The following is a 20,847-nucleotide window of genomic DNA, read 5'->3' as shown; positions in this document are numbered from 1 at the left end:
GAGTTCGCTACGTTTGCACCGTGGACAAGAAGAACGCTCTGCGCGCCGGCGCCCTGGCTTCCGGCACGACGCTGATGATGCTGCTCATGTCGTCCCCCGCGCTCGCGAACATGCGGGACGACGGCGACGACCCGGGCCCCGGCCTGAGCGTCATCGACACGCTCGGTCTCTATGTCGCGGCCCCCATCGTGCTGTTCCTGGTCATCGCGGGCCTCGTGATGGTCGGCGACAAGACCCGCAAGCAGCACAAGTAGGGCTGACGCGCCGCCGCGGGCCCCGTCCCGCGCCGTCACGACTTTCGCGCCGAGGGCGCCCCTCACCGACGTACGTACGCCTTCCCGCGTACGCCATCGGCGAGGGGCGCCCTCGGCGCGTTCTGTTCCCGGGCCGCCGCGAGGATTCCGGCGCGGGCCCGCCGTCCTACATTGCCCACAGGCGTTGACCAACCAGCGTTGGCATCAGGAGGCAGTCATGAACGGCACGACTGAGGGCAAGAGCACCACCGCCGGGCACGCGCGGGACACCGACCGCACCGTCGTCGTCGTGGGCGCCGGCCCCACCGGCCTGCTGCTCGCCGGTGATCTGGCCGCCGCGGGCGTCGACGTCACCCTCGTCGAGAAGCGGCCGCACGGCATCAGCAACCTCTCCCGCGCGCTGGTCGTGCACGCCCGCACTTTGGAGCAGCTCGACGCCCGCGGCCTCGCCGACGAGCTGGAGGCCGCGGGGGAGCCGCTGGACAAGCTGCGCCTCTTCGACCGCCTCACCCTCGACCTCACCGGCCTGCCCTCCCGCTTCCGGCACGTCCTGGTGCTGCCGCAGTACGAGGTCGAGCGGGCCCTGGAGCGGCGTGCGGTGAAGGCCGGGGCGCGCTTCGTGTACGAGGCCGAGGTCGTCGGGCTCACCCAGGGCGCGGACGGCGTACGGCTCGACGTGCGCGACGCCGAGGGCGGCTCCCGCACCCTCACCGCCGCCTACGTCGTCGGCGCCGACGGGATGCGCAGCGGCGTGCGCAAGGCCGTCGGGCTGCCCTTCCCCGGCAGGTCCGTCATCCGCTCGCTGGTCCTCGCCGACGTCAAGCTCGCCGAGCGGCCGCCGACCCGGCTGACCGTCGACACGGTCGGCGACGCGTTCGCCTTCATCGCCCCCTTCGCCGACGGCTACCACCGCGTCATCGGCTGGGACCGCTCGCGGAACGTCCCCGACAGCGATCCGCTCGACCTCGACGAGGTCAAGGACATCGTCCGGCAGGCGCTCGGGCGCGACTTCGGGATGCACGACGCCCGCTGGATGTCCCGCTTCCACAGCGACGAGCGGCAGGCGCCCGCGTACCGCGTGGGCCGGGTCTTCCTCGCCGGGGACGCAGCGCACGTCCACTCCCCGGCCGGCGGCCAGGGCATGAACACCGGTCTCCAGGACGCCGCGAACCTGAGCTGGAAGCTGATCGCCGCCGTCACCGGCCGGGCGCCGGACGGGCTGCTCGACACCTACCAGGCCGAGCGGCACCCGGTCGGCAAGGCGGTCCTGCGCAGCAGCGGTGGCCTCGTCCGGCTCGCCATGGCCAAGCGGCCGTGGACCCGGGCGGCGCGTGCCGGGCTCGCCACCCTCGTCGGCCGGGTGGGCCCCGCGCGCGTCAGGATGACGGGGCAGATCACCGGCATCGGCATCTCCTACCGCGCCCCGAGGGGCGCCCACCGCCTGGTCGGCCGCCGGGCGCCGGACATCGCGCTGGGGGACGGGCGGCTCCACGAAGCCCTGCGCGCGGGCGAGTTCGTGCTCGTCGCGCCGCGGGGCGTGACGTTCGGGGCGGGCCGGGCGGTGGCCGCGCACTGGGCGAGCGCCCGCCGCACGACGCTCCTCGTCCGGCCCGACGGTTACGTGGCGTGGGCCGCGGAGGAGGCGGACGCGGGGGACGTGGAGGCGGCACTGAGGGAGTGGGGGTGCGGGGCGGATGCCGGGGGTCAGGGGTCGGTCGACGAGTGACGAAGTATTCGTTTCTGCTTAACAGAACAGGCGTAAAGTTTCGATGGACCTGATGGGTGGCTCGCTGTCACGGTAGTCCCGCAACGCACTCGATGTCCCCGCCGCGGCGCGGCGGGGAAGACAGGCAAGGGATACCCAGTGACAGTCCTGGACCGGACGCCCCCACACCGCACCACCCCGGCCCGGCCCGTCGGCGTGGGCGTCGGCCTCGCGCTCGCGGCCCTGGCCACGGTCGTCTGGTCGGGCAGCTTCGTCACCTCGCGGGCGCTGCACGACAGCGTGCCGCCCGTCCAGCACGCGTTCTGGCGCTGGGTCATCGCCATCGCGGCCGTGGCGCCCTTCGCGGTACGGGAGACCTGGCGGCAACGGCGGCTGCTCCGCGGACACCTGCGCTTCCTGCTGCTCGCCTCCCTGCTGGGCGTCACCGTCTACAACACCCTGGTGAACCAGGCAGGGACGACCACCACCGCGGGCAACATGGGCATGATCATGGCCGCCTCGCCCGTCCTGATGGCCGTCCACGAACGCGTCGGCGGCACCCGGCTCGGGGCGCGCCGCGTGACCGGCATGACCGTCGCCTGCGCCGGCGTCCTGCTCCTGGTCAGCAAGGGCTCCCTCGCCATGGACTTCGCGGTCGGCGACCTGTGGATCATCGCGGGGGCGCTCTCCTTCGGCTCCTACAGCGTGCTCCTCAAGCGCAGGCCCGCGGAGATCGGCGGACTGCCCTTCCTGTTCTCGACGTTCGTGCTCGGCGCGCTGATGCTCCTTCCGGTGTTCGTGGTCAGCTACGCCGTCCAGGGCGGCTTCGAGCCGACCGTCGCCACCGTCTCCCCGCTCCTGTACGTGGGCGTGGTCTCCTCGGCGGTGGCCTTCTTCGCCTGGAACAAGGCCATCTCGGTCATCGGCGCCGCCCGCGCCGGTGTTGTCTACTACCTCCAGCCCGTCTGCGTCGCCCTGCTCTCCTTCGCGCTGCTCGGCGAGGCGATGGGGTGGCTACAGGTGCTCTGCATGGGCCTGATCCTCGGCGGGGTCGTGCTCGGCTCGGCCCGCGCCACGTAGGGCACGGCCGATGGGATCGACCCCTGTGGACAGTCGGTACGTTGGCCCCATGAGCGAGTGGGACATCAAGAAACTGCAGATCCTGCGGACGTTGAGCGAGCGGGGCACCGTCACGGCGACGGCCGGGGCGCTGCAGATGACGCCGTCCGCGGTCTCCCAGCAGTTGTCCAACCTCGCCAAGCAGCTCGGCGTGCCGCTCCTCGAAGCCCATGGACGCCGGGTCAGGCTCACCGACGCCGCGCACCTCGTGCTGCGGCACGCCGAGGCGGTCTTCGCGCAACTGGAGCGGGCGGACGCGGAGTTGGCCGCGTATGCGCACGGCGAGGCGGGTCAGGTGCGCGTCGGGGCCTTCTCCACCGCCGTGCCCGCGCTCGTCGTGCCCGCGGTGCGGGCGCTGCGGTCGGCGGCGCCGGGCATTTCGGTACGGGTACGGGAGGTCGAGGCGGCGGAGGCGTACGAGCTCCTCGCGGCGGGGGAGGTCGACGTGGCGCTGTCCCTCGCGGTGCAGGCGCCCGCCTCGCCCGACGCCGACACGCGCTTCACGCGGGAGTCGCTGGTCGCCGACCCGCTGGACGTGGCGCTGCCCGCGGGCCATCCGCTGGCGGCGGCCGAGGGGCTGCGCCTCGCCGATCTGGCGGGGGAGCCGTGGATCTTCGGGGGCAGCGGGCCGTGGTCCGAGATCACGCGGGCGGCCTGCGAGGGGGCGGGGTTCAGCCCCGAGCAGGCGCATTCCGCCTCCGGCTGGACGGCGATCCTCGCGATGGTGGAGGCGGGGATGGGCGTGGCCCTGGTGCCGCGGATGGCGGCGGTCCGCAGGGACGGGGTCGTGATGCGGGACCTCGCCGCGGACCGGCCCCGGCGGCATGTGATCGCCGCGGTGCGCAAGGGCGCCGCCGGGGGAGCGGCCGTGGCCCGGGTCCTGGCGGAGCTCCGCGAGGCGGGCCGTGCACCGGCTCCTCCGGAGCGGACGGCCGCTCCCGGGGCTACCGGAAACCCGGAGTAACGGACACCCCGACAGCGCCGGGCGGGGAAACCGCTCCCCGCCCGGCCGGAGGGGCCGGCTAGTCCGCCGACTGGGCCCGCAGGGCGCGCTCGATGCCCGCTCGGGACTCCGTGATCAGGCGGCGCAGGGCCGCGGAGGGGTTCTCCGCGGCGAGCCACGCGTCCGTGGCGTCCAGCGTCGCCCGGGAGACCTGGAGCGAGGGGTAGAGCCCGATGGCGATCTGCTGCGCCATCTCGTGGGAGCGCGAGTCCCACGCGCCCTTGACCGCGGCGAAGTACTTCTCCGTGTACGGCGCGAGCAGCTCCCGCTGGTCCGTCTGGACGAAGCCGCCGATCACCGCCTCCTGGATCGCGTTCGGCAGCGTGTCGGAGTCGACGACCGAGGCCCAGGCCGCGGCCTTGGCCTCCGCCGTGGGCCGCGCGGCCCGGGCGGACGCCGCGTGACGCTCGCCCGCGGCGGTCTTGTCCCGCTCCAGCTCCGCCGCGATCCCCGCCTCGTCGAGACGCCCCGTCGCCGCGAGGCGGTTCACGAACGCCCAGCGCAGCTCCGTGTCGACGGCCAGGCCCTCGATGGACTCCGTGCCGGAGAGGAGCCCCTCAAGCAGCGAGAGCTCCGCGTCCGTACGCGCCGTCGCCGCGAAGGCCCGCGCCCACGCGAGCTGATGGTCGCTGCCGGGCTGCGCGGAGCGCAGGTGGGAGAGGGTCTCCTCGGTCCAGCGGGTCAGCGCGGCCGTGCGGTTCGCGGGCGCCGCGTACAGGTCGAGCGCCAGCTTCACCTGCCGGTGCAGCGACTGGACGACGCCGATGTCGGACTCCTTGCCGATGCCGGAGAGGACCAGCGAGAGGTAGTCCCGCGTCGGCAGCTCCGCGTCCCGCGTCATGTCCCACGCCGATGCCCAGCACAGCGCCCGCGGCAGCGAAGCCTCGAAGTCGCCGATGTGGTCCGTGACGAACGCCAGGGACTCGGCGTCCAGGCGGACCTTCGCGTACGAGAGGTCGTCGTCGTTCAGCAGGATCACCGCCGGACGGCGCTTGCCGACGAGCGCGTCCACGGCCGTCAGCTCGCCGTCCACGTCCAGCTCCACGCGGTCCGTGCGCAGCAGCTTGCCGGACGCCTCGTCCAGGTCGTAGAGGCCGATCGCGATCCGGTGCGGCCGCAGCGTCGGCTCACCCTTGGCGCCCGCGGGCAGCGCGGGGGCCTCCTGCTTGACCGCGAAGGACGTGATGACACCGGAGGTGTCGACGTCCACGACGGGGCGCAGCACGTTGATGCCGGCGGTCTCCAGCCACTTCTTCGACCAGGTCTTCAGGTCGCGCCCGCTGGTCTCCTCCAGGGCACCGAGCAGGTCGGACAGGCGCGTGTTGCCGAACGCGTGCGCCTTGAAGTAGGCCTGCACGCCCCGGAAGAACTCGTCCGTCCCGACATAGGCGACGAGCTGCTTGAGCACCGACGCGCCCTTGGCGTACGTGATGCCGTCGAAGTTGACGAGCACGTCGTCCAGGTCGCGGATGTCCGCCATGATCGGGTGCGTGGACGGAAGCTGGTCCTGACGGTACGCCCACGTCTTCATGGAGTTGGCGAACGTCGTCCAGGAGTGCGGCCAGCGCGAGCCCTCCGCGTACGCCTGGCAGGCGATGGACGTGTACGTGGCGAACGACTCGTTCAGCCAGAGGTCGTTCCACCACTCCATCGTCACGAGGTCGCCGAACCACATGTGGGCCAGCTCGTGCAGGATGGTCTCCGCGCGCGTCTCGTACGCCGCGTCCGTCACCTTCGAGCGGAACACGTACTGGTCGCGGATGGTGACCGCGCCCGCGTTCTCCATCGCCCCCGCGTTGAACTCCGGCACGAAGAGCTGGTCGTACTTGGCGAAGGGGTAGGCGTAGTCGAACTTCTCCTGGAACCAGTCGAAGCCCTGCCGTGTCACCTCGAAGATCGCGTCCGAGTCGAGGAACTCCGCCAGCGAGGGGCGGCAGTAGATGCCGAGCGGCACCGACTGGCCGTTCGGACCCTCGTACGAGGAGTGCACCGAGTGGTACGGGCCGACGATCAGGGCGGTGATGTACGAGGAGATGCGCGGCGTCGGCTCGAAGTGCCAGACGTCGTCCTTGGGCTCGGGCGTCGGCGAGTTCGAGATCACCGTCCAGCCCGTGGGCGCCTTCACGGTGAACCGGAAGGTGGCCTTCAGGTCCGGCTGCTCGAAGGAGGCGAAGACGCGGCGGGCGTCGGGCACCTCGAACTGCGTGTAGAGGTACGCCTGCTGGTCGACCGGGTCGACGAAGCGGTGCAGGCCCTCGCCGGTGTTGGTGTAGTCGCAGTCGGCGACGACCCGCAGCTCGTTGGCGCCCGCCTTGAGGTGCCGCAGCGTGATGCGCGAGTCGCGGAACACCGCGGCCACATCGAGGGCGTGACCGTTCAGGACGACCTCGTGGACCGCGGGGGCCACCAGGTCGATGAAGGTCTCCGCGCCCGCCTCCGCGGAGTCGAAGCGCACCGTGGTCGCCGACCGGTAGGTGCCCCCCTCCTGCGCTCCGGACAGATCGAGGTCGATCTCGTACGAGTCGACGGTCAGCAGCTTCGCCCGCTGCTGCGCCTCTTCGCGGGTCAGATTGGTGCCGGGCACGCGGTCATCTCCTCGGGTACGACGGATGGGATCTCGGGGATCTCGGGGATCTCGATGGTGTGGACCCCTGGGTCCAAGCGGGTGCACTTGTGGTGTTTCCGGCCATCCTTCCATGCGGGTTCGCCTGGCCGCCCGGCCCATTGTTCTCCCCCTGCCGGTCCCGCTACGCTCCGCGCGTCCGCAGGTGACCACTGGGACCACAAAGGGCGGCGGCCATGATCGACGTACTGGTGGCGGGTGCGGGCACCGGCGGGCTCACGGCCGCCCTGAGCCTGCACGCGGCGGGCATCGGCGTACGTGTGGTGGACGCGGTCGACGAGCCGCGGCCCGACGGCGTCGGAGTGGCACTCATGCCGTACGCGGTGGGCGTGTTGACGCAGCTCGGGCTCGGCGGCGAACTGGCGGGGACCGCGGTGGCGCCCGAGGCCACGGTCTACTTCGACCGGCACGGCGACCGCGTCCGCAGCGAACCGTGCGGTCTCGCGCTCGGCCACCCCTGGCCGCAGTACTCGCTGCGCCGCGGGGCCCTGCGGCTGATGCTCCTGGAAGCCGTCCGCGCCCGGCTCGGCGACCATGCCGTGCAGACCGGGACCGCCTTCGTACGCCTCGCCGAGCGCGAGGGCGCCGGGCTGCGCGTGATCCTGCGGGACGTGGCACGCGGCCGGGAGTACCGGGTGCGGGCGCGGGCCCTCGTGGGGGCGGACGGGCTGCACTCCGCGGTGCGGGCCACGCTGCACCCCGGCGAGGGGCCGCCGCTGTGGAGCGGCGTGCGCATGTGGCGCGGTGTCACGGAATGGCACCCCGTGCTTGGCGGGCGGACGGTCGTGGTGGCGGGCGACGACACCGCGAAGCTCGTCGTCCAGCCGGTGTCGCGGGGGGCCGGGGAGCGGGGGCGGTCACTGCTGAGCTGGGTGGCGGAGGTCCGGTTCCCCCCGGCGCACCACCAGGCCGTCGCCGGGCCCGCCGACTGGAACCGCTCCGGGCGGCTCTCGGACGTCCTGCCGCACTTCGCCGGGTGGCGGATGGCGGAACTCGACGTGCCCGCGCTGCTCGCCGGTACCCGGCAGATCCTGGAGTGCCCGATGGTGGACCGGGAACCGCTGTCCCGGTGGGGGCGGGGGCCCGTGACGCTGCTGGGGGACGCGGCGCATCCCGTGTACCCCGTGTACCCCGTGGGCTCGGAGAGCGGCTCCCAGGCGGTCGTCGACGCGCGGGTGCTCGCGCAGTGCCTGGCGTACGCGGGGCCCGACCGGGAGGCGGGACTGCGGCATTACGAGGACGTGCGGGGGGCGGCGGCCAACGCGGTGGTCCTCGCGGCCAGGGCCGGCCCCTGGGCCGCTGGGCGGTCCTTGCCGTTGCCTTCGGCCTGGCGAGGGGATCTCGGCTCGGCCGACCGCCGGCCGCGGCGTCCTCAATCGCCGGACGGGCCCGTGTAGCAGGACAGAGCCGCGCACCGCGCGAGGTCGTCGTCCGGAAACCGCCAGCCCCGTCGCCCGTCCCGCGCGAGGCTCGGACCATGAAGACCGCTTACGCGCCCCGGCCCATCGACCCCGAAGCCCTCGCCGAGCTGCGGCGGCGTGACGATGCCGGGCGGGACTGCGTCCCGTACGCCGATCACGAAGGCGGCAGCCCCCTGCGGTGCTGTCTGCGGCCCGTCGCCCCCGGCGAGCGCGTCGCGCTCGTGTCGTACGCGCCGTTGCGGCGCTGGGCCGCTCGGACCGGGGCCGCGCCCGGCGCCTACGACGAGCAGGGGCCCGTCTACATCCACGCCGAGCCGTGCGCGGGGCCCGAGGAGGGGCGGGCGGGGTATCCGTTCTCGCGGGCCGGGGCGCTGCGGACCCTGCGGCGGTACGACGCCGGTGGCCGGATCGTCGGCGGGCGGCTGCTGGAGATTCCCGAGGCCGAGGCGGACGGCTTTGACGCCGCGCTAGGCGAGGCCTTCGCCGATCCCGCCGTCGCCCTCGTACACGTGCGTGCCGTGGAGTACGGCTGCTTCCACTTCGAGGTGCGACGAGGGGACTGACCAGCCGAAGTCAAAGTCAAAGCCGAAGCCGAAGCCGACGTCAGCAGGGAGCCAGGGCGCGGGCGAACTCCCTCACCCGCGCCGTCTCCCCGTCCCGGTGCCACACCATCCCCAGGACGGAGTCCGGAACCCCGTCCACCGGTACGAAGACGACGTCCTTGCGGCCGTGGTACTCCGCCGTCGGCCGGCACAGCAGCATCGCGCCCCGGCCCGCCGCCACCAGCGTCAGACCCTCCTGGAGCGTACGGACCTCCGGAGCGGGCGCGTCCGAGGGGGCGTGGGCCGCACGCCAGTACGCGGGGGCCGGGGCCGTCGCCGCTATCAGCGGGATCTCCCGCAACTCCGCGGCCGTCAACGACTCCCTCCCCGCGTACGGGTGCCGCACCGACACGGCCACCGTCTGGCGCTCGCGGGAGAAGACCGGGCCCAGCACCAGATCCGCCTCCGCCACCGGCAGCAGCACGACCGCCGTGTCCACCTCACCGTGCCGCACCGCGCCGAAGGGGTCGGAGAAGGGGATCTCCAGGATGTGGGTCGTGCAGGCGGGGTGGCGTTCCTGGAACGCCGCTATCGCTGCCATCAGACGGGCGTCCGCCGTGCCCTGGAAGCCGATCCGCAGCGTGCCCTCCACGCCCCGCGCCGCCGCCCTCGCCCGTTCGACCGTCGACGCCAACTCCCCGTAGGCGGGCGTCAGTTCGGAGAGGAACCGCTTGCCGAGCGGGGTCAGCGCGACCCGGCGGCTCGTACGCTCGACGAGCCGGGCGCCGATCCGTTGCTCCAGGGCGGCCAGCAGTTGGCTGACGCGGCTCTGCGAGACGTACAGGCGCTCGCCGGTCCGCCCGAAGTGCAACTCCTCGGCGAGCACCAGAAAGCACTCCAGTTCGCGGATCTCCAGGCCACGCTCCACTGCGCCCACGGAGCGCCTCCTCTGCCACTGCTCGCCGGATCGATGAACCCGGCTCATACAAGGATGAGACCTGCGGCGTTGTTCCCCCCTACGGGCTCACCACAAGGTGGGTGACATGCCACAGAGCACACACAGCACCGCACACACCACTCCCCGTGAGGCGGGCGCGGCGGGCGAGCGGCGGGCGCGCACCGCCGTTCTCGCCGTCGCCGCCGCCACCTTCTCCGTCGTCACCACGGAGATGCTTCCCGTGGGGCTCCTCACCTCCATCGGCTCCGGGCTGGGCGTCTCCGACGGCAGCGCCGGTCTGGCCGTCACCCTGCCCGGGATCGTCGCGGCGCTCGCCGCCCTGCTGCTGCCCGTCGTGGTGCGCCGCGCCGACCGGCGTACGGTCCTGTGCGCGCTGCTCGTCCTGCTCGCCGCCGCCAACCTGGTGTCCGCGCTCGCCCCCGCCTTCGGCGTGCTGCTCGCCGCGCGTGTCGTGGTGGGCGTGTGCATCGGCGGGGTGTGGGCCATCGCCGCGGGGCTCGGGGTGCGCCTCGTCCGTGCGGAGGGCGCGGGGCGCGCCACCGCCGTGATCTTCAGCGGGATCGCCGTGGCCTCCGTGCTCGGCGTGCCCGCCGGGACGCTCCTCGGTGAGCTGGCCGGATGGCGCTGGGGGTTCGCCGCCCTCGCGGGGCTCGCCCTCGTGGTGGCCGGGCTGCTCGCCACGCTGCTGCCCGCGCTGCCCGCGGGCGAGGCGGTGCGGCTCGGCGTCTTCGCCGGGCTGCTGCGGCTGAGGCGGCTGCGGGGCGGGCTGCTCGCCGTCACGCTGCTCGTGACCGGGCACTTCGCCGCGTACACCTACGTACGGCCCGTCCTGGAGCGGGTGCCCGGCATCGGCGCGGGGCTGATCAGCGGGCTGCTCCTCGCCTACGGGGCCGCCGGCATCGTCGGCAACTTCGCGGGCGGCGCCGTCGCGGCCCGCGATCCGCGCAGGGCGCTGCTCGCCATCAGCGCGGGGCTCGGGACGGTGGTGCTCCTGCTGGTCCCGGCGGACGGCTCGCTCGCCGCGTCCGTGGTGCTGCTCGTCGCCTGGGGCCTGGCGTACGGCGGAGTCTCCGTCTCCGCCCAGAACTGGGTGATGGCCGCCGCCCCGCACGCCCGCGAAGCCGCCTCCGCGCTCTTCGCCGGGGTGTTCAACGTGGCGATCGCGCTCGGTGCCTTCACCGGCGGCCGGGTCGCGGACAGCGGCGGGGCCGGCGCCGTGCTGTGGCTCGGCGGGGCGCTCGCCGTGCTCGCACTGGCCGCCGTGGCCCACGCGAAGGGGACGGCCACCGACGAACGGTGACCGCCCCCTCCACACCGGGCGTACGACGGGCGGCGGTGGGACTCAGCCCTTGAGCTCCGCCGCGACCAGCTCCGCGATCTGGACGGCGTTCAGCGCCGCGCCCTTGCGGAGGTTGTCGTCGGAGATGAAGAAGGCCAGGCCGTTCTCGACGGTCTCGTCGGACCGGATGCGGCCCACGAAGGCGTCGTCCTTGCCCGCGGCGACCAGCGGCGTCGGCACCTCCGTGACGACGACGCCCTCGGCGGCCTCAAGGATCTCGGTGGCGCGCTCGGGGCTCAGCGGACGCGCGAAGCGGGCGTTGACCTGGAGGGAGTGCCCGGTGAAGACGGGGACGCGCACGCACGTGCCCGAGACCTTCAGCTCCGGGATCTCCAGGATCTTGCGGGACTCGTGGCGGAGCTTCTGCTCCTCGTCCGTCTCGTTCAGACCGTCGTCGACGATGGAACCGGCCATCGGCAGGACGTTGTACGCGATCGGCGCGACGTACTTGTCCGGCTCGGGGAACTCGACCGACGAGCCGTCGTGGGTGAGCTGAGGAGCGTCCTCGCCGACCTTCTTGACCTGCTCGAACAGCTCGTCCACCCCGGCGAGGCCGGAGCCGGAGACCGCCTGGTAGGTGGCGACGACGAGCGCTTCGAGGCCCGCCTCCGCGTGCAGCGGCCTGAGGACGGGCATCGCGGCCATCGTCGTGCAGTTCGGGTTGGCGATGATGCCCTTGGGGCGGTTCTTGATCGCGTGCGGGTTCACCTCGGAGACGACGAGGGGGACCTCGGGGTGCCGGCGCCAGGCGGAGGAGTTGTCGATCACGACGGCGCCCTGCGAGGCGACCTTCTCGGCGAGGGCCTTGGACGTGGCGCCACCGGCGGAGAACAGCACGATGTCCAGGCCCGTGTAGTCGGCCGTGGAGGCGTCCTCGACGGTCACGCCGTCGATGACCGTCCCGGCGCTGCGGGCCGAGGCGAACAGGCGCAGCTCGTCCGCGGGGAACTTCCGGTCCGAGAGGATCTTGCGCATGACCGTGCCGACCTGACCGGTGGCTCCGACGATTCCGACCTTCACAGGGACTTCCTCCGTATGTGCGTGCGGCCTCGTGACCTCGGCCGGTCTGTGCGGGGTGGCTCCATGATGCGTCTCTCCAGTGCCGCGTTGTCCAATCCATTGTCCGAGGTGCGGGACGCCACATTCGCCGCGCCCCCGGAGCGAACCTTTCGGACGTCCCGGGCGTCGTAGGGGAAACGCGGGGGAGGGGAGGCGCACATTGCTGCGCGGAAAGGCGCGCCGCGCGCCACAGACGCAGGAGGCGGATCCGCTCGGTCCGGACCCGCTCGGTCCGGCGCAGGAGGACCGGGTGCGGGCGGTGCTCGCGCTCGGCGGCGTGCCGTACGCCGACCTCCCCGACGGCGTCCAGCAGGTGCGGCTGAAGCTCCTGGAGCGGGCCGCGGACGGGCGTGAGGCGCCGCGGGACGTCTCGGCGTGGGCGGCGGTCGTGGCCTCCAACCTGGCCATGGACTGGCACCGGGCCCGGCGCAGGCAGGAGCGGCTCGGGGAACGCCTCGCCGTGCTGTGGCGGGAAGCGACGGACGAGGACGGCGCGGAGACGCGGGCCCTGTCGATGGCCGTGGCGCAGGGCCTCGGCGCGCTGCCCGCCGCCCAGCGGCAGGTCGTGGTGCTCCGCTTCTACGCCGACCTGCCGGTGCGCGCGATCGCCGCTGAGCTGGGCATCCCCGAGGGCACGGTCAAGAGCAGGCTGCACACGGCGGTACGGCTCCTGCGGGCGCGGCTGCACGAGGGGGAGGTGGTGTGACGGTGCCGGAGAAGGAGTTCGACGCGCTGATGTCCGCGATCACGGACGAGCCCGTCCCCGACGGGGCCCTGGACGATCCGGGCCGCGCAGCCGAGCACGCGGCGGCCCTGGCGGACGTGGCCCTGCTGCGGGAGCGGCTCGCCGTGGTGGGCGACACCCTGGCGGCGGCCCCCGCGCCCCCGCGGCAGGCGGTCGTACCGATCCGCTCCCGGCGCACGGCCCGCCGCCGCGTCACGGTCGCGCTCGGCGCGGTCGCGGCCACGGCGGCCGCCGCCATGCTCGGCGGGCTCGCCTGGCTCGCGGTGGACGCCGGGCAGGGGGCAAGTGGCATGGACGACAAGGGGGGCGCGGCGTCCGACGCGCGGAGCCGGCCCGACGGCGGCGCGGACGCGGACCTCAGCCCCGAGGGCTTCGTGGCGTGCTCGCGGCTGATCGTGGAGGGCACGGTCACGGCGGTCGACCCGCTGCCGGGAGGGTCGCGGGAGCGGGTCACGCTCGACGTGACGCGGTACGTGAAGCCGCGGGAAGGCGAGGGCACCGTCCGCTTCCCCATGGACCGCGACGCGGCCCGGCCGCTGAAGGTGGGGGACCACGCCCTGATCACCGTAGACAAGGGCGCGACGGAACCCGCCAACTGGGCCGTCGGCAAGGACCGCGACCGCCTGCGCAAGCTGATCCTCAAGGCCCTACCGCCCTCAAAGAAGATCCACTGCGGCTGAGCGGAGGGTAGACGAACGGTGATTGCAGAAAAGTCCCGCTGGAATGCCGCTTTTGGGCGGATTCCAGCGGGACTTTTCTGCAATGCCTGCGGTTACGGCGTGACCTTCTCGATCTTCACGCTGCCGCTGCCCGCCGCCGTGCCGCCCGCGTTCAGGAGCGACACCTCGCCGAACAGCTCGCGGCCCTCGGCGGCCGGGGCCTTCGCCTCGACCTTGGCCTCGACCTGCGCCGTTTGGCCGTTGCCGAGCTTGATCTGCTGGGCCTCGTCGACGGTCACGCTGCCGAGGGCGCCCGAGAAGAAGACGTCACGGTAGTCGTACGCGGTCGTGCCGGACGGCACCGAGTAGCCCGTCACCTCGATCGTGTACGTACCGGCGGCCGGCTTCGTCAGCGTCACGGACTCCTCGGAGTCGCCTCCCGCCGACGAACCGACGACCGCGCCGTTCCGCTTGACGGTCAGGTCCAGGTCGGCGGCGATGTCCGCGGGCGAGCCGATGACGGCGTCGAGCCGCTCGGCGCCGGCGGGCACGACGACCGTGGACGTCTGCGTGGCACCCTGGGCGATGCTGGGCCGGGCCGACTTGGCCGAGCCGAGCGAGCCGCCCTTCAGCTTGCCGTCGACGGCCGCGAAGTTGTTCGTGGCCTTCCAGGAGACCGGCGCCGGGGTGCCGACCTTGGCCTCGGGGAGTGTCTGCACGGCCGGGTCGAAGTCGACACCGAGCGCGGAGACCTTCAGCTCGTACGGGTTGTCGAGCAGCGGCGACGTGCGGCGCGACTCGACCTCGATCTCCCAGACGCCCGCCTGCGGCTCCGCGTACGAACGCAGGTCCGGGCGGCAGGTGTTGGCGGGGTTCTCGTAGTTCGGGTAGCAGACGATCGACGAGGTGGAGTCGACCGGGACGCCGTACGGGTGGATCGCTATGAAGCGGGTCTGGCTCTTGTCCTTCAGGCCGCCGAGGGCGACTTCGAGGGACTTGGCGCCCTTGGGCACGGTCACGAAGTACGACTGCGGGGTGTTGCGCTGCGTCGAGCCCTTGGCCGAGAACGTGTGCGACGGCTTCGCGAGCGGCGCCGAGACGACGACCGTCGACATGATCTGGTGGTCGATGCCCTCGGTGCGCTCGTCGTCGACGGTCAGGATCGCGCTGTGCAGACCGGCCGTCCTGGCCTTTGCCTGGACCTTGACGGTGACCGGCTTGTCCAGCGGCAGCGTGATGTCGTCGTCGCCGAGCAGCTTGAAGGTGCCCTCGTGGTTGTTCTCCAGCTCCAGCTCGTGGCGGACGCCGCGGTCCGGGCCCGAGGTGCGGGTGATCGTGACGTCGTACGTCCGCTTCTGGTCGGTCTTCAGGCCGCCCTCACGGTCGTAGATGCCGGTGCCGGGCTTCTTCAGCTCCTGCTCCAGGGCGGTGTCGACCGGGGCCTTCACCGTGTACGTGTGCGCCTTCGCGTCGTCCTCGATGGCCTCCCACGCGTCGACGACGTCGATGAGGCCGGTGCCCTGCGCGTACGCCTGCTCGCCGCGGATGCGGTCCGCGGTGGAGGTGAGGGCGGTGCGCAGCTTCGCCGGGGTCAGGTCGATCTTCTCGCGCTTGGCGGCGGAGAGGAGGAGCGCCGAGGCGCCCGCGGCCTGCGGGGACGCCATCGACGTGCCCTGGAGCATGGAGTAGCCGGCCGGGAGCCGGTAGCCCGCCTCGGCGACCGGGGAGCCCGGCAGCCAGGTCTGGGTGGTGTTGATGGCCGAGCCGGGGGCCGAGATGATCGGCGCGAAGCCGCCGTCCTCACGCGGGCCGCGCGAGGAGAAGGGCATCATCGCGTACTTCTTCTCGACCGTGGAGCCGTAGTTGGCGGCCCAGGTCTCCTTGGAGATGGCGGCGCCGACCGAGATGACCTTGTCGGCCAGGGCGGGGTCGCCGATGGTGTTGGCGCCGGGTCCCGAGTTGCCCGCGGAGATCACGAGCTGCACGCCGTAGGTGTCGATGAGGCGCTTGTAGAGCTCGGTGCGCGCGTTGTTGCCGTCGTTCAGCGCGGGGAGGCCGCCGATCGACATGTTGACGATGTCGACGCCGCGCTGGGTGACGAGGTCGATCATGCCCTCGGTCAGCGCCACGTTCGTGCAGCCGCCGGACCAGGTGCAGGCGCGCGAGGAGACCAGGTTGGCGCCGGGGGCGGCGCCGTTCATCCTGCCGCCGAACAGGCCGTTGGCCGCGGTGATGCCCGCGACGTGCGTGCCGTGCTCGGACTCGATGACGCCGATGTTGACGAAGTCGGCCTTCTTGCCGACCCAGTCGCCGCCGTACGGGTCGGTGGGGACGTCCTTGCGGATCTCGACGACGAACGGGACGCGCTCGACGACGTCGGTCGCCGGGTCGTCCTTGCCGAAGTAGGCGACCTGGTGGTCGTCCTTGTACGGCTTCATCGTCTCGTCGTCGGTGAAGTCGTTGTTGTCGTTCAGGTCGACGCGGACCGTGCCGGCCGCCGGGTCGTACAGGACGCCCCAGCTGTCGGTGGTGTCGCCGTCGCGGTTGATGTCGCCCTTGGCGTCGCCGCCGGTGGTGGCCGACTCGCGGAAGCGGTTGACCTGGAAGGAGCCCGCCGGGGCCTTCCACGTCTCGCTGTCCCAGGTGAAGACCGGGCCGCTGACGGGGTTGGTCATGCGGCGCCAGGTGTCGTCCGCGTCGACGATCGGGTCGGTCGCCGTCACCCAGTCGGTGATCTTGCGCTCGCCGGTGGTCGTCTTCTTCAGCGCCGGGTGACCGAGGTCGACGCCGGAGTCGAGGATGCCGATGGTGACGCCCCGGCCGTCCGCCTTGCGGTGCTTCTTCACGAAGTCCACGGCGCCGGTCTCGGCGGACGGGTTGTACGGGTTGTCCGCCGGGGTGTCCTTGCCCGGGCCCGCGTACGTGCCGCGCTCGCCGCGCTCCGCGCCCTTGGCGCGGTCGGCGGCCGGGGTCGGGTCGTCCAGCCGGATCTCGTGCCGCAGGTCGATGGCGTGCACGGACGACAGCTTGGCCGCGGACTTGATCGCCGCGTCGGCCTTGCCGGTCGGCACGGTCGCGCGGACGTAGCCGAGCTTGTCGTAGGTGCGGCCGACCGAGCCGCCCTTGACGTCGTCGAGCTGGTCGGCGACCTGCTCGGTGGCGCCGGGCGCGGTGGCGACCATCATCGTGACGGTCTTGTCGCCGTCCGCCTTGGCGTCGGCGAGCAGATCGGCGTCGGCCGAGCCGAGCTTGCCGCCCGTCGACTTGGGGGCCGGCACGGGGGACTCGTCCGCCGCGAAGGCGAGGGGGACGGCCCCGGTCGCGCACAGCGCGGCGGTGAGACCGACGGCTATCGCGAGACGGGGCGCGCGTCTGGCGCTGGAACTGGATCTGGGCATCGGCATCCCTGTACGTGAAGGTCGGGAGAGGGTGATCCGGCACCGTTTTTCGAACGGGTCCGAAATCCGGGGTCGGATGACCGCTCAGCTTTACTTAAGTGACAGGTGTTTGGGGAGAGTTGTCCGAGCTGTGATCAGTGCGTGACGCAATTCCGCCATACGCCATCGCGGACATGGCGGTGTATGGCAGGACATGCACCAGGGTCCGCGGCGGCGACGCGAGGCGGGCGGGGACTTGACGACAGGGCCTAGCGTCAACCTGTGCAGAAAGAACTTCGGGTGGCGGCCTACGCCGTATGCGTACGGGACGGGCGGATCCTCCTGGCCCGCTGGGTGGCCCGCGACGGCAGCAAACGCTGGACGCTGCCGGGCGGCGGCATGGACCACGGCGAGGACCCCTACGACACGGTGATCCGCGAGGCGGACGAGGAGACGGGCTACGTGGTGGAACCGCTGGCCCTCCTCGGCGTCGACAGCCTGCGCCGCCGCTACCCCCGCAGGCTCGGTGCCGTCGCCGACTTCCACGGCCTGCGGATCGTGTACGAGGGCCGCGTCACCGGCGGCGAACTGCGCCACGAGACCAACGGCTCCACCGACCTCGCGGCCTGGCACCCCCTGGAGTCCGTCCCCGGCCTCGACCGCGTGGGCCTCGTCGACATCGGCCTCGAACTGTGGCGCGACCGCCCCGCAGACGGCCGGAGCCGGGGCACGGACCACACGTCCTGAGCCTTCGCTTCCCCGAAAGATGAACGCGGAGTGACCGCCTCCTCTCCATTCGCGGAGAGGTGGATGACCGCGCAGGGTGCCCGGTGATCCACGTACGGTGATCGGTGCTGCGCGTTGCTGTCTCGTTCACGCGCAGGTCATCCCCGCTGCCAACGATCCAGTAAGAGCGAGGAATCCACGGGTCCGGTCGGACTCCGGGGCCCTCGCGACCACTGCCGACGCGTTCGCACCCGGGGAGACCGCGCCATGTCGCGCATACGCACCGTCGCCACCGCAACCGCCGCCATCGACCGCCGTGTCCTCCTCGCCGCCGCCGGAGCCGTCGCGCTCTCCGCGGGCATCGGCCACACCCTCGGCCCCGGCGCGGGCTCCGGCAACGCGGTGTCCCCGGGCCGCGCCGCCGTGGCCCGCTCCCGGCAGGCGCCCGCCGCGCCCCTCGCGCCCTACAAGGGCGGCACCACCCTGCTCACCGTCGCCGCCCCGCGCGGCACCTCCGGCTACCGGCGGCTCGGCGACGGGCCCGCCTGGCCGCGCGTCGTGCGCGGGGACCTCGCGGCGGCCAAGGCCGGGCGGGCGGAGCGGCGGACCGCGCTCGCCGCGTTCGTGCAGTTCACCGACCTGCACCTGGTCGACGTACAGCACCCGCTGCGGTACGAGTACCTGCGGGCGCAGACCGCGAGCGCCTGGCGGCCGCACGAGTCCCTCTCGGTGGCCGGCGCCGTCTCCCTGGTCGAACGCGTCAACGCCCTGCGCGGCGCGCCCGCCACCGGCTCCCCTCTGCACTGTGTCGTGACGACCGGCGACAACACCGACAACAACTCCCGCGCCGAACTCGACTGGTACCTCAAGGTCATGAGCGGCGGCCGCATCACCCCCAACACCGGTGACCCGCGCCGCTACGAGGGCGTACAGGCCAGCGGCAGCACGCTGTACTGGCACCCCGACGACCCCCTGCGCGACGCCGACAAGAGCCTCGGCTTCCCGCGTCTGCACGGCTTCCTCGACGCGGCGATCCGCGAGGTCAACAGCCCGGGCCTCGCCCTGCCCTGGTACTCCACGGTCGGCAACCACGACGCGCTGCCCGGCGGCTGCTGGGCGCCCAGGGACTCGTACCTCACCGACTTCGCCGTCGGCGGCAAGAAGCTGATGTCCCTCGACGAGACGCGGGGCGCCGCCCTGTGGAAGGCCGTGAAGAAGGGCCGCGACCCCAAGGGGGCCATGTTCAAGGACGTGCTGAAGTCCGAGGCGCGACGCATGCGTTCCGTCACCCCGGACCCGTCACGGGCACCCTTCACCCCCGCCGAGTACGTCCGTGCGCACCTGGACCCCGCCCACGCGGGCGCGGGCCCCGCAGGGCACGGCTACACCGAGGAGAACCTCGCGGCGGCCACCCAGTACTACTCCTTCCGCATCAGCGACGACGTGCTCGGCATCAGCCTGGACAGCACCGACCCCGCCGGGCACTACGAGGGCTCCCTCGGCACCCGGCAACTGCGCTGGCTGGAGCGTGAGCTCGCGGCCAACGAGCGGCGGGCCGGCGGGCCCTCGTACGTCGTCGTCCTCAGTCACCACACCAGCCGGACCATGCGCAACCTCCGCCAGGACCCGGCGCGGCCCGCCGAGGCGCGCCACGGCGGCGAGGAGATCGTCTCGCTGCTCGGCCGGTACCGCTCGGTCCTGGCCTGGGTCAACGGGCACAGCCACAAGAACGCGATCACCCCGCACCGGACCGCCCACGGCTCCTTCTGGGAGGTCTCCACCGCCTCGCACATCGACTTCCCGCAGCTCGCGCGGGTGGTGGAGGTCGCCGACAACCACGACGGCACGGTCTCCCTCTTCACCACCCTCATCGAGTCCTCGGCCCCGCACCGCACGGACTTCGCCGACCTCTCCCAGACCGGCCTGGCCGCGCTGTACCGCGAGCTGTCCTTCAACGCCCCCGGTGCCAAGCCCGCGCTCGGCGGCGAGGCGGGCGACAGGAACACGGAGCTGATCCTGCGGAAGGGCTGAATCACGCTCAACCACGGCGCCACCGCTCAACCCCGGCCGTCGGCCAGAGGTCTCCCGGCCCGACAACCAGCACGTACGGGAGGGGCAGCACATGACAGTGCGCGGGAAATGGGCCTCAGTGGCGGCGGCGTTGGCCGCGACGGTGGCGGCGGGGGCACTTTCGGCGCCCGCGTTCGCGGCGGACACCGGGGGCGGGGAACGGCACCGCGCCACCCAGCGGGCGATGGAGGCCGCACTGAAGGACGACGTCCCCGGTGTCACCGCGCAGGTCAAGGACCGCCACGGCACCTGGAACTCCGCCGCGGGCATCGGTGATCTCGTACGGCAGAGCCCGCGCGGCGCCCACGACCACTACCGGATCGGCAGCATCACCAAGACCTTCGTCGCCACGGTGCTCCTCCAACTGGAGGCAGAGGGCGGACTCGACCTCGACGACAAGGTCGGCCGATGGCTGCCCGGGGTCGTGGAGGGGAACGGGCACGACGGCGACCGGATCTCGCTGCGGCAACTCCTGAACCACACCAGCGGCATCTACAACGTGACGTCCGACCCCTCGTTCCGGCGCAAGGTCTTCAGCGAGGAGTTCCTCGTCCACCGCTACGACACGTGGACCGCCGAGCAGCAGGTCGCCCTCGCGATGGGCCACCGGCCGGACTTCGCTCCCGGCGAGGGCTGGAAGTACTCCAACACCAACTACGTGCTCGCCGCGATGGTCATCGAGAAGGTCACGGGGACGTCTTACGCGCACCAGATCGGGCAGCGCGTCATCAAGCCGCTCAAGCTGCGCGGCACCAGTGTCCCCGGCACCCGGTCGAACATGCCGAAGCCCAGCTCCAAGGCCTACACCAAGCTGTCCGACGACGCGGACGCCGAGATCCAGGACGTGACGCTGCTCAACCCCTCCGTGGCCGGCGCGTCGGGCGGGATGATCTCCGACTCGGCCGACCTGAACCGCTTCTACTCCGCGCTGCTGCGCGGCAAGCTCCTGCCGGAGAAACAGCTCGCCGCGATGAAGACCGCCGTGCCGAAGGGCGAGAACCGGCCGGGCGAGCGCTACGGACTCGGCCTCGAACCCGTCACCACCTCCTGCGGCACCGTGGTGTGGGGTCACGGCGGCGACATCCACGGCTCGTCGTCCGCGGCCATGACGACGGCGGACGGCAGGCATTCCCTGGCAGTCAACACGAACGGCCCCTCGGATGACCTGCCCTCGGTCATCGACGCCGAGTTCTGCGGCAAGCGGTAGGGCGGGCCGCTACCGGGCCGGGCCGCTACCGGAGCGTGCC

Annotated in this window: 16 protein-coding genes; 12 read left to right on the top strand and 4 right to left on the bottom strand. The window is 72.6% G+C overall.

Annotation, left to right across the window (positions count from 1 at the left end):
• Positions 1–20: 20 nt before the first annotated feature.
• The 4 genes from ACRAKF_RS14360 (at position 21) to ACRAKF_RS14345 (ending at position 4,042) form a co-directional block, all read left to right on the top strand.
• Positions 21–254, top strand: a complete 234-nt coding sequence (locus ACRAKF_RS14360; protein ID WP_447037472.1) for a hypothetical protein — start codon at positions 21–23, stop codon at positions 252–254.
• Positions 255–471: 217 nt separating this feature from the next.
• Positions 472–1,980: an FAD-dependent monooxygenase gene (locus tag ACRAKF_RS14355; RefSeq protein ID WP_447037471.1), complete on the top strand. Its 1,509-nt coding sequence runs from the start codon at positions 472–474 to the stop codon at positions 1,978–1,980.
• A gap of 138 nt (positions 1,981–2,118) precedes the next feature.
• Positions 2,119–3,039, top strand: a complete 921-nt coding sequence (locus ACRAKF_RS14350) for a DMT family transporter (protein WP_447037470.1) — start codon at positions 2,119–2,121, stop codon at positions 3,037–3,039.
• Positions 3,040–3,088: 49 nt separating this feature from the next.
• Positions 3,089–4,042 (top strand): LysR family transcriptional regulator, encoded by a 954-nt coding sequence (locus tag ACRAKF_RS14345; RefSeq protein WP_447037469.1) that lies wholly within the window; start codon positions 3,089–3,091, stop codon positions 4,040–4,042.
• Positions 4,043–4,100: 58 nt separating this feature from the next.
• Here ACRAKF_RS14345 and pepN read toward each other — a convergent pair whose 3' ends face one another.
• Positions 4,101–6,665 carry an aminopeptidase N gene (gene pepN / locus ACRAKF_RS14340; RefSeq protein WP_447037468.1) on the bottom strand — a complete coding sequence of 855 codons (2,565 nt, stop codon included), beginning with the start codon at positions 6,663–6,665 and terminating at the stop codon, positions 4,101–4,103.
• A gap of 215 nt (positions 6,666–6,880) precedes the next feature.
• On the opposite strand from pepN, the gene ACRAKF_RS14335 reads away from it, so the two are divergent.
• Both ACRAKF_RS14335 and ACRAKF_RS14330 read left to right on the top strand, forming a co-directional pair.
• Complete coding sequence (locus tag ACRAKF_RS14335; RefSeq protein ID WP_447037467.1) at positions 6,881–8,101, top strand: FAD-dependent monooxygenase; 1,221 nt, start codon at positions 6,881–6,883, stop codon at positions 8,099–8,101.
• Positions 8,102–8,181: 80 nt separating this feature from the next.
• A complete protein-coding gene (locus ACRAKF_RS14330; RefSeq protein WP_447037465.1) occupies positions 8,182–8,688 on the top strand; it encodes a DUF1203 domain-containing protein in 507 nt (168 codons plus the stop codon).
• 40 nt (positions 8,689–8,728) lie between these two features.
• On the opposite strand, the gene ACRAKF_RS14325 is transcribed toward ACRAKF_RS14330, so the two are convergent.
• Complete coding sequence (locus ACRAKF_RS14325) at positions 8,729–9,604, bottom strand: LysR family transcriptional regulator (protein ID WP_447037464.1); 876 nt, start codon at positions 9,602–9,604, stop codon at positions 8,729–8,731.
• A 106-nt stretch (positions 9,605–9,710) separates the two neighbouring features.
• Between ACRAKF_RS14325 and ACRAKF_RS14320 the strand changes: the two genes are divergently transcribed.
• Complete coding sequence (locus ACRAKF_RS14320; protein ID WP_447037463.1) at positions 9,711–10,925, top strand: MFS transporter; 1,215 nt, start codon at positions 9,711–9,713, stop codon at positions 10,923–10,925.
• Positions 10,926–10,967: 42 nt separating this feature from the next.
• Here ACRAKF_RS14320 and ACRAKF_RS14315 read toward each other — a convergent pair whose 3' ends face one another.
• Positions 10,968–11,984: an aspartate-semialdehyde dehydrogenase gene (locus tag ACRAKF_RS14315; RefSeq protein WP_447037461.1), complete on the bottom strand. Its 1,017-nt coding sequence runs from the start codon at positions 11,982–11,984 to the stop codon at positions 10,968–10,970.
• 199 nt (positions 11,985–12,183) lie between these two features.
• Between ACRAKF_RS14315 and ACRAKF_RS14310 the strand changes: the two genes are divergently transcribed.
• Together ACRAKF_RS14310 and ACRAKF_RS14305 are read left to right on the top strand one after the other, a co-directional pair.
• Positions 12,184–12,729, top strand: coding sequence for an RNA polymerase sigma factor (locus tag ACRAKF_RS14310; protein WP_447037460.1), 546 nt, complete (start codon positions 12,184–12,186; stop codon positions 12,727–12,729).
• Positions 12,726–13,448, top strand: coding sequence for a hypothetical protein (locus ACRAKF_RS14305; protein ID WP_447037459.1), 723 nt, complete (start codon positions 12,726–12,728; stop codon positions 13,446–13,448). The genes ACRAKF_RS14310 and ACRAKF_RS14305 overlap by 4 nt, the downstream gene beginning before the upstream one ends.
• A gap of 92 nt (positions 13,449–13,540) precedes the next feature.
• Here ACRAKF_RS14305 and ACRAKF_RS14300 read toward each other — a convergent pair whose 3' ends face one another.
• Positions 13,541–16,831 (bottom strand): S8 family serine peptidase, encoded by a 3,291-nt coding sequence (locus tag ACRAKF_RS14300; protein ID WP_447037458.1) that lies wholly within the window; start codon positions 16,829–16,831, stop codon positions 13,541–13,543.
• 255 nt (positions 16,832–17,086) lie between these two features.
• Here ACRAKF_RS14300 and ACRAKF_RS14295 point away from each other — a divergent pair, with 255 nt between their 5' ends.
• The 3 genes from ACRAKF_RS14295 (at position 17,087) to ACRAKF_RS14285 (ending at position 20,807) form a co-directional block, all read left to right on the top strand.
• Positions 17,087–17,551: an NUDIX hydrolase gene (locus ACRAKF_RS14295; protein ID WP_447037457.1), complete on the top strand. Its 465-nt coding sequence runs from the start codon at positions 17,087–17,089 to the stop codon at positions 17,549–17,551.
• A gap of 246 nt (positions 17,552–17,797) precedes the next feature.
• Complete coding sequence (locus tag ACRAKF_RS14290) at positions 17,798–19,561, top strand: TIGR03767 family metallophosphoesterase (RefSeq protein WP_447037455.1); 1,764 nt, start codon at positions 17,798–17,800, stop codon at positions 19,559–19,561.
• Between the two features lie 91 nt (positions 19,562–19,652).
• Positions 19,653–20,807, top strand: a complete 1,155-nt coding sequence (locus ACRAKF_RS14285) for a serine hydrolase domain-containing protein (protein WP_447037454.1) — start codon at positions 19,653–19,655, stop codon at positions 20,805–20,807.
• Positions 20,808–20,847: the final 40 nt, after the last annotated feature.

The organism is Streptomyces sp. DSM 118878, from assembly GCF_052936595.1.
Note: the sequence above shows the minus strand (reverse complement) of the source record. Positions and strands in the feature narration are given on the sequence as shown.